Annotated in this window: 8 protein-coding genes; 7 read left to right on the forward strand and 1 reads right to left on the reverse strand. The window is 63.4% G+C overall.

The window, feature by feature from the left end; translation table 11 throughout:
- Window positions 1-226: 226 nt before the first annotated feature.
- From AC1DT7_RS11880 to AC1DT7_RS11910, 7 genes are all read left to right on the forward strand, one after another.
- A complete protein-coding gene (locus AC1DT7_RS11880; protein WP_478036160.1) occupies window positions 227-3,046 on the forward strand; it encodes a TonB-dependent receptor domain-containing protein in 2,820 nt (939 codons plus the stop codon).
- Between the two features lie 56 nt (window positions 3,047-3,102).
- Window positions 3,103-4,248 (forward strand): aldose epimerase family protein, encoded by a 1,146-nt coding sequence (locus AC1DT7_RS11885; protein WP_478036161.1) that lies wholly within the window; start codon window positions 3,103-3,105, stop codon window positions 4,246-4,248.
- Window positions 4,249-4,290: 42 nt separating this feature from the next.
- Entirely contained in the window at window positions 4,291-5,322 is a 1,032-nt protein-coding gene (locus AC1DT7_RS11890) for an SMP-30/gluconolactonase/LRE family protein (protein ID WP_478036162.1), read from the forward strand.
- Window positions 5,323-5,355: 33 nt separating this feature from the next.
- Window positions 5,356-6,114 carry an IclR family transcriptional regulator gene (locus AC1DT7_RS11895; protein WP_478036163.1) on the forward strand — a complete coding sequence of 253 codons (759 nt, stop codon included), beginning with the start codon at window positions 5,356-5,358 and terminating at the stop codon, window positions 6,112-6,114.
- Between the two features lie 302 nt (window positions 6,115-6,416).
- Complete coding sequence (locus AC1DT7_RS11900; protein ID WP_478036164.1) at window positions 6,417-7,160, forward strand: response regulator transcription factor; 744 nt, start codon at window positions 6,417-6,419, stop codon at window positions 7,158-7,160.
- Window positions 7,157-8,557, forward strand: coding sequence for a sensor histidine kinase (locus AC1DT7_RS11905; RefSeq protein WP_478036165.1), 1,401 nt, complete (start codon window positions 7,157-7,159; stop codon window positions 8,555-8,557). The genes AC1DT7_RS11900 and AC1DT7_RS11905 overlap by 4 nt, the downstream gene beginning before the upstream one ends.
- Before the next feature lie 428 nt (window positions 8,558-8,985).
- Window positions 8,986-11,358 (forward strand): glycoside hydrolase family 95 protein, encoded by a 2,373-nt coding sequence (locus tag AC1DT7_RS11910; RefSeq protein ID WP_478036166.1) that lies wholly within the window; start codon window positions 8,986-8,988, stop codon window positions 11,356-11,358.
- Here the strand turns inward: AC1DT7_RS11910 and AC1DT7_RS11915 are convergent.
- Window positions 11,355-13,931, reverse strand: a complete 2,577-nt coding sequence (locus tag AC1DT7_RS11915) for a glycoside hydrolase family 31 protein (RefSeq protein WP_478036167.1) — start codon at window positions 13,929-13,931, stop codon at window positions 11,355-11,357. The two genes, AC1DT7_RS11910 and AC1DT7_RS11915, sit on opposite strands and share 4 nt — an antisense overlap.
- Window positions 13,932-13,943: the final 12 nt, after the last annotated feature.

A 13,943-nucleotide genomic window follows, 5' to 3' on the forward strand; every position in this document is an offset into this window, starting at 1 on the left:
AAGATATCGGCTTGTATGAGGTACTTGGCGGGCTACGCCAGTTGGTGGCGTCACTCACGTAAAGTTTGTCTGAGTATTTTTTCTTCGGTTTAACGGAAACTCCCCGGACGCTCATCTCAATCAGTGAGCCCAGTTCAATGGGCCTGTTGGGGAGGAATCGATGTCTTTGCGAGTATTTCGCCGTTCACTGTGCGTGTCAGCGGCAGGCATCTCGATCGCTACACTCATGTCGACTGCCGCAAATGCGGCGGAGCCAAATCCCGCCGCCGTTCCGCCGCCACTAGCTCAGCAGGCCGATGGCAGTAGCAAGGCGGAGTCTGCCGCCCAGGATGTCGCTGACGACGTCGTCGTGACCGGATCGCGCGTTATCACCAATGGCAATAACTCGCCGACACCGGTGACGGTGGTGACGACCGCGCAGATCCAGCAGGTGACGCCATCGAACATTCCCGACGGCCTCAACAAGCTCCCGGTCTTTTCGGGGTCGAACAATCAGTCCAACCTCGGCGCTGCGGAGCGCAACTTCTCCGGCAACTATCTGAACCTGCGCAACGTTGGTGCCGGGCGAACGCTGATCCTGTTCGATGGCCATCGCTTCCCGCCGACGACGACGGACAATCTGGTCGATACCAACACCATTCCGCAGTTGCTTCTGCAGCGCGTCGATGTCGTGACCGGCGGCGCCTCCGCCGTCTATGGCTCGGACGCCATCACCGGCGTCGTCAACTTCGTCGTCGACCGGAACTTCAATGGGCTGAAACTCAATATCCAGGGTGGTGAATCGGGCATCGGGGACGATGCCTCTTATCGCATCGGTGGTGCCTTTGGCACGTCGTTGTTCGGTGGGCGCGGTCACTTCGAAGCGAGCCTCGAACACTATAATTCCGAAGGCATCGACAGCAAACTCAGCCGGGAATATGGCCGCCTGGTCTATTCGACCCAGGGTGCGGGCAGTGCGACCAACCCGTATCGCGTCGTGACGAACACACGCCTCACCAACTTCAGCCGTTTTGGGATCATAAGATCGGGTGTTCTTGCCGATCGGGTCTTCGGCGGCCCGAACAATACGCTGCGCCCGTTCGTCCATGGGACGCCGACGGGTTCGACCGGGGTCGAAAGTGGCGGTGACGGCACTTTCTACGATTCCACGCTTCAGGCCAGCCTGCGGTCGACCCAGGCCTTTGCCCGTTTCGATTTCGACGTGAGCGATTCGACGCATTTCTACGTCCAGGCAACCGGGACCAAATCTTTCAACCAGTTCTCCAAAGAGGAGAACGCCATCAACAACCTCAAGTTTTCTTCATCCAACGCGTTCTTGCTGCCGGAATACCGTGCTGCGATGGCCGCAGCCGGCGAGACGACCTTTAACTATTCGAAGCAGATCACGGAGGCGCCGCGTCTCACCCCCACGGCATGGATCAAGAATTATTTCGCGATTGCCGGGCTTGAGGGGAAGGTCGGCAAATTCAACTGGGACGTCGCTTATTCGCACAGCGAATCCTGGCAGGATGTCGCGACGGTCGCCAATATGGACCTCGCCAGGCTATACGCCGGTCTGGACGCAGTGGTTGCGCCGAACGGGCAGATCGTATGCAACGTCACGCTGACCAATCCGGGCCTCTATCCCGGCTGCGTGCCGATCAATCCCTTCGGCGAACGGTCGATCTCGCTCGAGGCGCAGAATTACATTCTGAAGGACACCTATTTCCATCTCCATAACAAGATGGATGACGTCTCTGCCAGCATTGCCGGATCGTTCTTCGATACGTGGGCCGGCCCGGTCAAGGTTGCGCTGAGCGGCGAATATCGCTCGTTGAGCATGGACCTCATCAGTGACACGCAGCCGACCGAACGGGCCAACTGCACCGGCCTGCGGTTCGGCAATTGCACCGCCACTACGCTGGTTTACGCATCGAACGTGGTGGGCGACCAGCGCGACCGGCACCAGCGTGTGAGCGAGGGCGCGATCGAAGTCGATGTCCCGCTGCTGGTGGATTCGGCCATCGCCAAATCGCTCAACGTCAACGGCGCCTTCCGCTATACGCATTACAATACCAGCGGGAACGTCACGACCTGGAAGGTCGGTCTCGATTGGCATCTCACCGACGAACTGCGCATTCGTGCGACCCGGTCGCGCGACATTCGCGCACCGAACCTCAACGATCTCTATGCGCCGGTGAACGTCAATCCGTCGGGCTTCAACGATCTTCATACCGGTGGCATCACCGGCATCGTGCCGGTCGAAAGCTCCGGCAACCCAAATCTGAAGCCGGAAATTGCGCGCTCCTTCACGGTCGGCGCCGTCTATCGGCCGAACTGGCTGCCGGGGTTCAGCGTCGCGATCGACTATTATGATATCGCCCTGAAGAACGCGATCGGTGGCGTCTCTGCGAGCACCAGTACCGTCCAGCTGGAATGTGAGAACAGCAACGGCACGTCGCCACTTTGCTCGCTGTTCGAACGCCCGCTGCCGTTCAGCGATCACAGCGCCGCAAACTTCCCGACGCGGGCCTATTCACGCTCGCTGAACGTCACCACGCTCAATACGCATGGCATCGATGCCGAGATCAACTACGGGACCCAGCTCGGCGCGGGCAACTTCAACATTCGCGGCCTTTTCGCCTGGCAGCCCGAGAACTCTTCGGCGAATTTCCCGGGATCGCCCACGCTCAACCGCGCGGGAGCGGCCGGCCTTCCGGCCTATCGTTTCACCGGTTTCGTCCATTACGACATCGCCGCGTTCTCGGTCGACGTCCAGGAACGGTGGCACAGCGGCACCAGCCGCAGCAGCAACCCGGCGCAAGTCTTCGATGCGCCGCGACTGAGCGCAAATGCCTTCACCGATCTTACGCTGGCCTATCGCCTCAAGCGTTCCGGCGGCGAGGCGCAGCTTTTCCTCACGGTCCAGAACCTGTTCGACAAGGACCCGTCTCCCTTCGTGAATACCGGAGCCGCCAGCACCGTGCCGGGCTTCTTCGTCCCGGTCACGAATGGCGATGATCCGATTGGCCGTTACTTCACTGGTGGCGTCCGGTTCCGCTTCTAGTGATCCCTTTGGGGGAGGCTTTCGAGCCTCCCCCTTTTTTTGATTCAGGTGACGCAATGAAGCCATCACGTTTCTTTCTTCTGGCGATGCTCCTGCCGCTGATATCGCCGGCTTCCGCGCGGAGCGTCGGTACGACGATCAAGGAGGACATCTGGGGTCGCATGCCGGACGGCCGGCCGGTGCACCGTTTCAGGATGACCAATGCGGCCGGCGCGCAGGTTTCCGTCATGGATCTCGGCGCCGCGGTGACGACGCTGTCGGTGCCGGATCGTACGGGCAAATTGGCTGACGTCGTGCTCGGTTACGACAAGCCGGCCGACTATAATACCAATAATGGCCCGCAATTCGGCCTGGTCATCGGGCGCTACGCCAACCGGATCGTCGGCGGGAAGTTCACGCTGGGCGGGGTGGAATACAAGCTCACCACCCAGGGCAATTCCGGTTCGAGCATGCATGGCGGCCCGCAGGGCTTCGGCACCCGGCCCTGGGCCGGAACCCGGGTCCGCACACGGGACGGCGAAGGCGTCCGCTTCACGATCGTCAGTCCCGACGGGGATCAGGGCTTTCCGGGCAAGGTGGTGGCGAAGGTCACCTATGTGTGGACGTCCGACAACCGGCTGATCGTGGACTATGAGGCGACGACGACGAAGCCGACCGTCGTCAACCTAACCAACCACAGCTATTTCAACCTGGCGGGCGCCGGCAATGGCGACATCCTGCGCCATAACCTGAAAATCGACGCCGATTTCTACATGGACGCGCTGCCGAACAACACGCCGACCGGGGAAATCAGGGCGGTGAAGGGCACGCCGTTCGATTTCTCGACCGGGAAGCCAATCGGGCAGGATCTGATGGCCAAGGAGCCGCAGATGGTCGCCAATCGCGGCTTCAACGTGCATTATGTGCTGCGGCGCTCGAGCATTCCCGGCGACGTCGCCGAGGCTGCCACGCTGGTCGATCCGGACTCGGGTCGGACGTTACGGCTCTACACGACCGAGCCGGGGGTCATGCTCTACACCGCGAACTATATCAGCACCGACAGGGTCATGAAGGGCGGGGTCAAATACCCGCTCCGGGCCGGCGTTGCCCTGGAAACGCAGCACCATCCGGATTCCCCGAACCATCCGCATTTTCCGCGGACGACGCTGATGCCCGGAGAGACGTATCGCAGTCGTACGATCATGGCCTTCGGGACGTCGTGATCGGCGCCTGACCCTGGCCGCGCGCTGAAGAGGGAGGGCGCAATGACGATGATAACCCGTCGCGACATCCTGACGACCGGTCTGGCGGGTGGCATCGGATTAGCGGCGGGCGGAGCGCTGCTTGCCCAGGCCGGGGTCGATTCCATTGCCTGGGTCGCCGGCAAGGTCGAACGGCTCGATCCAGCCCTCGATGCGCTTATCGATGCCGATGCCGTCGTCGAACCGCTCACCGAGGGCCTGGTCTGGTGCGAAGGTCCGACCTGGGTGGGCGGCGGTGACGGATATCTCCTGTATTCCGACGTGAAGGGAAACCAGATCCACCGACTGAAGGTCGGGCAGGGCGATACGACATGGCTGAAGCCGTCCGGCTATGTCGGCCCCCTGTTTCCGGACTCGATCCAGGAGCCCGGTTCGAACGGACTCTATGCCACACGTCGCGGACTGCTGGTCGCCGACAGCGGCAATCGATGCCTCGTGCGGGTCGACTATAGAACGAAGCGGCGAACCGTGCTGCACGACCGGTTCGATGGGAAACGGTTCAACAGTCCGAACGATATCTGCGTGTCGCCACGCGACGGTTCGATCTACTTCACAGATCCTGCCTATGGGCTGAAGGATACGCTGAATTCCCGACTGCGTGAGCTGGATTTCACCGGAGTCTTCCGCGTGAAGCCCGACGGCACGCTGGCGCTGGTCGGCAAGTTCCAGGTCCCCAACGGAATCGGTGTCTCGCCCGATGGCGCCACCCTCTATTGCACCGACAGAAATCGCGGCTGGCTGGCTCATCGCCTCGACCGTGACGGCATGATCGCCGAGACCCGGGTCTTCATCGACCCCGAGACGACCGGAATCACGCGGGGAGACGGCCTGAAGATCGATTCCGCCGGCAATATGTGGACGTCGATGCTGGGCGGGATCGCCATCGTTTCGCCGGCCGGTCGGCTGCTCGGCAAGATCGTCACCAACAGCATCGTCTCGAACTGTGAGCTGGCGGGAGACGGGCATCTCTACATGAGCTGCAACCATCAGATGGCGCGCATCAGGGTGAAGGCCCGCAAGCTCGTCGTCGCGTGAGGAACGACAGATAGACCTTGGGGAAGGAAGAAGATGTCAACGCCAATCAACAACTCCATTCTCAGAGCATTCACCCTTCTGCGCGGCTTCGAGCGTCCGGGAGAATGGGTGACCTGCCGGGAGCTGAGCCGGCGCGCCGGGATGCCTGAAGCATCGGGGTACAGGCTGGTAATGTCACTGGAGGCTGTCGGCGCCGTGATACGGGGGCCACGCGGAGGGTTCCGGCCGGGAATGCTGCTGGCCGCTCTGTCACAGGGCGTGATGGTCAATGATTTGCTGCGTGTCATGGCGGCACCTTTCGCCCGGGACATCGTGCGACGCTTTGGTGTTACGGTTCAGGTCGGCGTCCTCGACGCCGGCATGGTCAGCTATGTCATGGTTTCCGGTCGCTCCGAGATACCGGGCAGGGCAAGTGCTCATTGCTCGGCGCTGGGCAAGGTGCTGCTATCTGGCCTTTCCGTGGAGGATCTCGACCGTTTTCTCGAGGAAGATGAACTGGTGGCGCTCACGCCGCATACGATCGTAGACAAGGACCTGCTTCGGGCCAGAATCGAGCAGATAAGGGTTCAGGGTCACGGGACCGACGACCGTGAGCTCGATCTACACATGCGCTGTGTCGCCGTGCCGATCCGCGATCGTCGCAACAGGATCATCGCCGCCATTTCCGGATCCGCCCGTCCCGCGGCGCTAGATAGCACCCGGCAGGTCGAGCTGCGCCTTGCCCTAGAGGACGCGGCGGAAGGGATTGCCGCCCAGCTCTATCCGACTGCTGCAAATACCATCCCGACATAGCAGGCGAGGCCGTACGCGTCGCGAGGCGATGCTTCCACGATGGCAGGACGGAACGGACTATCAGCGGGCAAGGGAGGTGTGCAGTGCCTGCCCTGGGCCGCGGCCCCTCGCAAAGTGAGCAGTCCTCGGCAATAAAACCGATCGTGCTCAGGGCATCGTGGCAAGCCGGTCTCCACCGTCGCGGCGTTGGATATTACGCTACGTCGGCCCGTGATATCGACGATCTCCGCGCCCCGTGTGAGCATCCGGGATCGTTTTGTGTCAATTTGTCGTAGGCTCTTACGCAATTACCGGCGAACCCTATGATCTCGGTCGTGACCGATATTGCGCCTGTCCCGTCGGGACGCCTCCTTATTGTCGACGATGACGGCGAAATCCGGGACCTTCTGCGGGAACAGCTGTCGCAGGCCGGATTTCACGTCGAGACGGCCGAAGATATTCGCCAGGCAACGCTTGAGCTTGCCTCCAAGGCGGTGGACATCATCATCCTCGATCTCACGCTTCCCGATGGGGATGGGATCGAATTATGCAGGCAATTGCGAGCCGCGAGTTCACATACCGCGATTATCATCATTTCAGCACGCGACGCCTCTTCGGATAGAATTCTGGGGTTGGAGAGCGGTGCGGACGACTATCTGAGCAAGCCCTTCGAACCGCGTGAGCTGACGGCGCGGGTAAGAGGATTGCTGCGGCGCGTGCAGGGGCCGCAAGCTGGAGGAAGCGAGCGCGGTGCCCGGTTCGCTCGTTTCGGTCCCTGGCGGCTCGACCTAGTGAAGCGACGCCTGATCGCCCCGGACGACAGCGTCGTCATGCTGTCGTCCGGGGACTATGATACATTGCTGCGCTTTGTTCGCGCCCCCCATCGCGGGCTCCAGCGCGACGATTTGGCACCCGAACGCAAGATGACGGTGTGGCTCGACCGCTCGTTGGACAGCCGCATTTATCGAATCCGCCGGAAACTCGCCCAGCAGCCAGGCGGAGAAGACCTGATAATGTCGGTTCGGAATCAGGGCTATTGCCTCGCAAGCGACGTCGAATTCCTGTGAAATTTCCAGTCGGCGTCCGCCGGTTCGCGGCCTCGCTCGCTGGCCGGCTAGTCATCATCCTGACATTGGGTATGAGCGTGGCGGCGATCACGGCCCTGGCGGTTGCAGAGCGTGTGCGCCAGCACGAGTTCGAACGGTTCAGGGCCGAACGGATCGCCTTGAGCACCGAAGATGTGCTCCGTCGTCTCGACGTTGCGCCACTACAGACCCGGGCGTTGTTGACGAGCGGCGGCATCATTGGCGCACACACCTACAAGGGCAGGGAGGGTGTGGGGCAGCGGACAGATCAGGTCCTGGAAACGGCCCTGAGGAAGAGATTGCCGCAGAGCCGGGAGGCGACAGGTTTTCTGGGGCGCTTCGAAGACTGTTTCGGGCCCTTCACCGCTGACCTGAAGAACAAGTTCAGCAAGCGGGCTGCCGGATTCGTCCCGATGCTGCCGGAATGCTGGGTCGTGCGCGCGCGCAGCCCGGAGAGCGGTCCGTTCATAACGATCGCCTTCGACCTGCCGGCGTTGGGCGTGCAGCGAAGTGCGACGCTGAACCCGATATATATCCTGCTGATCGTGATTGCCGCGGCCGCCCTGTCTGTCATCGTATCCCGGCTTGCACTGGCGTCGCTCGACAAGCTGACTGCGGCCGCCCATGCATTCTCGAACGATATCGACTCCGAACCCATCGCCGAAACCGGGCCGGCGGACGTGCGGGAGACGTTCGTCGCCTTCAACGTCATGCAACAGCGCGTGCGGGAGGGGGTGCGCGAACGGACGCGTATCCTCGCTGCCATAAGCCATGATCTGCAGACGCCGCTTACGCGCATGCGGCTCCGGCTCGAAAAGATACAAGATGTCGACCTTCGCGACCGCCTGGTGCACGATCTGGCTACCATGCTTCGGCTCGTCCGGGAGGGGCTGGCGCTTGCGCGCAGCGGTGAATCCACCGAGGACTGGACGGTGCTCGACCTGAACTCCCTGCTGGAAAGCCTGGTCGACGACGCGGCGCAGGAAGGCCTGGACGTGTCGAGCCAGGAATGCCGCGTCCTGATCCGGTCGAAGCCCGACGCTCTGGTCCGAGTCATGCAGAACCTTGTGGAAAACGCCGTCAGATATGGCGTTCGCGCCGATATCAGGGTCGTTCACACCGACGATGGGCTCAATATCGACATACGCGACCAAGGCCCCGGTATCCCGGAAAGCCAGATTGAACGGATGTTCGAGCCGTTCGTGCGCGGCGAGACGAGCCGTTCGCGTGAAACCGGTGGTACCGGAATCGGCCTGACCATTGCGCGTGCGCAAGCCAGGACCTTTGGCGGGCGGGTTTATTTGAGGAACGCCCCGGACGGCGGTCTGATTGCCACCCTTGCTCTGCCCCGTGCTGCATTGGCGAAACCAGCAGGGTAGGGCAGCTTCGCTGCTTGGTTCGTCATTGCCCCGTCGGGATGAGTTCGTTCGCTGGCGTGCTGGGTTCAAGCCACGATATGGCTTGCAGCAACCGGATATGGGAGCTAGTTTTCATGAATGAAATCTCACCGCGCATCGACGCGTGACGATAAGGAGAGCCTGGAGGTCGCTACGGCGACGAGATGCCTGCCCGTTATCGCGAATCGAATTCCGGCAGCGGCAAAATGACATTGTCCGTGAGCTGAGATCGGTCCCTCCTCGGGCCGCTGACTCATGGTCGGCGGCTCGCTTTGTCTCTGGATGGAGCGATGCGCGTCTAGGTTCGACGAATGGTAACAAGACATGATCTGCTGTCGGAGCTGATCCAGACGAGATCGCATGACCCGGATTTGCGGCAAGACGCCGCGGGCCCAATTGGGAGTTTGAAGATGGCGCTTGGTAAAAATGGCGGTTGCACCAGGCGTGCGGTGTTGGGCGGCTCTGCCGCCACCGCCGCCGGCTTGATCCTCCCTGGCGCGTCCATCGGCGAAGCCACGGCGCCGCACCGTGATCGCCTATGGTACCGCCAGCCGGCGCATGTGTGGACCGAGGCGCTGCCGGTCGGCAACGGCCGGCTTGGTGCGATGGTTTTCGGGGGCACGGCGCACGAACGGCTGCAGCTGAACGAGGATACGCTTTGGGCCGGCGGCCCGTATAATCCCGTCAATCCGGAGGCGCGCGGGGCGTTGCCGGAGGTGCGGCGCCTGATCTTCGCTGGCCAATATGCGGAGGCGCAGGCACTCGCCAATGCGAAGCTCATGGCCAAACCCCTAAGCCAGATGCCGTATCAGACGGTCGGTGACCTGACGATCGACATGCCCGGCGTGGTGGCCGAGGCGGTCACCGGCTATGAGCGCGAGTTGGATATCGATGCCGCCGTGGCCACGACCCGCTTCACCTCCAACGGCATAGGCTATCGCCGGTCGGTGGTCGCGTCCCCGACCCGCCAGGTGATCGCGGTCCATATCGAGGCTGACCGGCCTGGTGCCCTCGACCTCGATATCGGGCTCAATTCGCCGCAGGACGCGGCGGTGACGGTATCGGGCAATACGCTACTGCTTGCCGGCCGCAATCGCGCCGAGAAGACTATCGCTGCCGCGCTCCGGTTCGAGGCGCGCGTCCGCGTGCTGCCGACGGGTGGCAAGATCGAAGCGGGCAAGACGGGCGTCTCGGTGCGCGGGGCCAATGCCGTGACCTTGCTGATCGCGATCGCCACCAGCTATCGCGGTTTTGCCGATGTTTCGGGAGATCCGACGGCCGTGACGGCCCGCCAGATCACACAGGCGAGCAAGCTGACCTTCGCAAAGATCGCGAGCGAAACCGCCATCGAGCACCGACGCCTTTTTCGCGGCGCCGCGCTCGATCTCGGTTCGACGCCGGCGGCGGATCGCCCGACCGACGAACGTATCCGGACCAGCGAAAGTTCGAACGATCCCGCGCTGGCGGCCCTGTACTTTCAATATGGCCGCTATCTGCTGATCTGTTCCTCGCGGCCGGGCAACCAGCCGGCGAACCTTCAGGGCATCTGGAACGAGAGCATTTCCCCGCCCTGGGGCTCGAAATACACGATCAACATCAATACCGAGATGAACTATTGGCCGGCGGAGCCGACCGGGCTCGCCGAATGCACAGAGCCGTTGATCGCGATGGTCCGCCAACTGGCGGAGAGCGGGGCACGGACGGCGCGCGAGATGTACGGCGCCCGCGGCTGGGTGGCGCATCACAACAGCGACCTTTGGCGCGCGACGGCGCCTATCGACGGGGCGCAATGGGGCCTGTGGCCGCTCGGTGGGGCATGGCTCTGCACCCATTTGTGGGACCGCTACGATTACGGGCGCGACCTGGCCTATCTGCGCTCGGTCTATCCGCTCATGCATGATGCGGCCTTGTTCTTCCTCGATGTGCTGCAACCCGATCCCGTGACTGGCGAGCTCGTCACCAACCCGTCGGTGTCGCCGGAGAACATCCATCCCAAGGGCGCGTCGATCTGCGCCGGCCCGGCGATGGACATGCAGATCCTGCGCGACCTGTTCGATCAGGTTGCCGCGGCCGCGACGACCCTGAAGGTCGATCCCGACTTCGCCACTCAACTGCGGGCGACGCGCGCGCGCCTCGCGCCGGACCGGATCGGTGCGCAGGGCCAGTTGCAGGAATGGCATGCGGATTGGGACGCGGCCGCACCGGAGCCGCATCACCGCCACGTCTCGCATCTCTACGGGCTCTATCCGAGCCACCAGATCAACCTTGACGATACGCCGGATCTTGCCCGCGCTGCGCAACGCTCGCTCGAATTGCGCGGTGACGAGTCGACCGGATGGGCCACGGCATGGCGCGCCAATCTCTGGGCGCGGCTTCGTGACGGCGAGCATGCACATCGCATCCTCCGGTTCCTTCTTGGGCCGGAACGCACCTATCCCAACATGTTCGACGCGCATCCGCCGTTCCAGATCGACGGCAATTTCGGCGGCGCGGCCGCGATGGCCGAGATGCTGATGCAGAGCCGGGGTGACGAGATCCTGCTGCTGCCCGCATTGCCATCGGCCTGGCCGACCGGCTCCGTCACTGGCCTTCGCGCGCGCGGACGCTGCCGGGTGGACCTGTCCTGGCGGGACGGCAAGCTTGCGGCGGTCACGCTGACCGGCGGAATCGCCGGAAAGCGCACCGTTCGCCTGGGTCGTCAGCAGGTCAGCGTCATGCTGAAGGCTGGTCGCCCGGTTAGTCTGACATTGCCCGACCTCGCACGCTCGGGGCCGAGCACCTAAAGGCGCTGCCGCACCGAAGTGCCCGCATAAGCCCGTGCGATCCCTGCGCCGGGGCGCAGGGGCGTGTCGGCTGGGCTGACGAGGTGGAGGTCGAAGCTGCGCCGGGGCAGCATTCCCCGGAAATCGCCGCGGCGGCGACCGATCGTGAGTTCGCGCTTGCCGTCGTCCCACTGCATCGGGATGATCGAATAGGCGCCGCGCTCATAGGCGTTGCTCAGCCCGTCATCCTCGTACAGCTCGAATCGTCCATCTGCCCCCGGGAAGACGAACAGGTGGGTCGTCTCCCCCGTTGCTTCGGCGGTTGACTGAAGGACCGGGCCCATCGGCAGGATGCTGCCCGCGCGTCCGTGGAGGGGAAGCTGTTCGAGCGGAACGGGAATAGGGTGCTTGAGACCGCCTTCGCGGCGCTCGCCCGTCCACAGGTCGAGCCACCCGCCGTCCGTCCGCGGGAGGTAGACGGGCCAGCTCGACACGCCGGCCTCAAGCACTGGAGCGACATGGATGGCGCGGCCGAACATGTAGCTGTGCCGTTCTTCGAGAGCGGATGAATCCTGGGGAAAATCGAATACCAAGGGGCGCATCAGCGGCACGCCGGTCAGTGCCGTTTCGCCGGCCATCCCATAGACATAGGGCAGCATTCGGTACCGCAGTTCGAGATACTGGCGTGCCACAGTCTCGACCCGCTCGCCGTAGCGCCAGAACTCGGTGTCCGTCTGGTACCCGTGCACGCGCTGCAGCGGCAGGAAGGTCGCGTACTGGAACCAGCGCAGGAAGCGCTCGTGATAGGCCGGATCGGTATATTGGCCCTTGCCCGGCCGGAAGAAGCCACCGGCATCGACGGTCCAATAAGCATAGCCGGCCGCTGCCATGTTGAGCCCGGCCGGGATCTGGCGGGCCAGCGTATCCCATCCGTTGCCGATATCGCCCGACCATGTCGCGGCAGCATAGCGCTGCTGACCGAGGAAGGCGCAGCGCGTGAGGATCATCGGTCGCACGTTCGGCTCGGCTTTGCGCCGTTCGTCGTGCACCGCCCGCGCGACCTGGAGCGGATAGGCGAGGCGGACATGCTCGCCCCGGCCAGCAGCGGTCATACGGCCGGTAAGATCGTCATTTTCCGGTTCGGTCGCATCCTGCCACCAGGCGTCGATGCCCAGCTTGCCCAGCCGCTGGTCATGCTCGCGGCAATAGAAGGCGGTCGCCTCCGGATCGAAGAAGTCGACCCATTCGGTGTCGGGGATGTAATAGCCATGGGCAGCGACCTGCTTGCCAAGCTCGGTCTCCCTGCCGACCTTCGACCAGACCGACAGCATGAGGCGGGCATTCCGGTGGTGCAGGTCGCGTACCAGGCCGGCCGGATCGGGATAATGCGCCTCGTCGAAGCGCATGGCGTTCCAGCCATATTTGCCCCAATATTGCCAGTCCTGCACCATCACGTCGACGGGCAGCTTGCGGCGGCGGAACTCGTCCAGGTTCGTCAGGATTTCCTCGGACGAATGAAACCGCTCACGGCAGTGGATATAACCATAAGCCCAACGCGGCAGCATGGAGGTCGGGCCCAGAAGCTCGCGATAGCCTGTCATGACCTCGTCTGCGCCAGGTCCGGCGATCACCACATAATCGATCGCCTCGGCGACCGGCGCGCGCCACACGGTCTGCGCCGTGGCCGGGCCGTAATGGAGCACCGGTTTGTCCGCATCGTTCGCCAGCACCTTCACCTTGTGGGTGCCAGCGGCGAGGTCGGCGAAGAAGCTGGTGGTCGGCGGCAGCCATTGGTTAGCGAAGTCCACGATCACCTGGCCGTCGATCTCTACATGGTGGATGGATGCCATCTTCTGGCCGATGTCGAGCAGGAAAGCCTGCCGTCCCGGCTGGTCGACCTTGACCTCACCCTCGAACGGGGTCAGCCGGCGTGAGACGCGGGCGTTGCCGCTCGTGGTCGTGACATCGGCGGTCCGGGCCTCTCCAGCGACGCCCTTTTCGAGCATCAGTCGATGCGGCGGCGGGTTGAATTCGGCCATGCCGCGATTGTGCCAGAGGACGCCATAGCCTTTGCTCGACAGGATGAAGGGCAGGCTGATCTGCGTGTTGACCTGGGTCAGGCGGCGGGGAAGCGCGCGAAGGTCCAGCGCGCCGTCCTGGAAGCAGCCGGTGCCGAACAGGCGCTCGTCGGCAGGCGCCTCGAAGGCCTGCTCGGCGATATGCACGGTCTCGTCACCCAGGCGCGATGGCTCGAGCCGGCGCGACCCCGCCTCGGCCAGTAGCGGACGACCCTGCCCGTCGAAGAAACTGAGCCGCGACCCGGCATCGATCTCGCAGCGTATGTGCGGGAGGACGAGGCTGGTGATGTCGCCGCGACGCTTGCGCGCCGGTCGCGGCCCGCGCGTGTCGAGCAGGATGTCGCTGGTCGGAACCATGGGCGCGCTGGCCTTGGGCACGAACCGCACGCGAAAGGCGCGATCCGTCAGTGCGATGACCTGCAGCGTCCCATCGTCGAGAATGGCGCTGAAGTCGGGCTCGCGCCCGGCGGCCGCAGCGCCGAGGATTGGCGATGCTACGCCCGCCGAGGCCACCACGGCAGCGCTTCC

Source organism: Sphingomonas sp. P3_C6 (assembly GCF_056402595.1).

Bases quoted from the DNA above. Each gene is read 5' to 3' on its own strand.
- AC1DT7_RS11900 (WP_478036164.1), top strand. From the start codon at position 6,417: ATGATCTCGGTCGTGACCGATATTGCGCCTGTCCCGTCGGGACGCCTC.
- AC1DT7_RS11890 (WP_478036162.1), top strand. From the start codon at position 4,291: ATGACGATGATAACCCGTCGCGACATCCTGACGACCGGTCTGGCGGGT.
- AC1DT7_RS11885 (WP_478036161.1), top strand. From the start codon at position 3,103: ATGAAGCCATCACGTTTCTTTCTTCTGGCGATGCTCCTGCCGCTGATA.
- AC1DT7_RS11910 (WP_478036166.1), top strand. From the start codon at position 8,986: ATGGCGCTTGGTAAAAATGGCGGTTGCACCAGGCGTGCGGTGTTGGGC.
- AC1DT7_RS11880 (WP_478036160.1), top strand. From the start codon at position 227: ATGTCGACTGCCGCAAATGCGGCGGAGCCAAATCCCGCCGCCGTTCCG.
- AC1DT7_RS11895 (WP_478036163.1), top strand. From the start codon at position 5,356: ATGTCAACGCCAATCAACAACTCCATTCTCAGAGCATTCACCCTTCTG.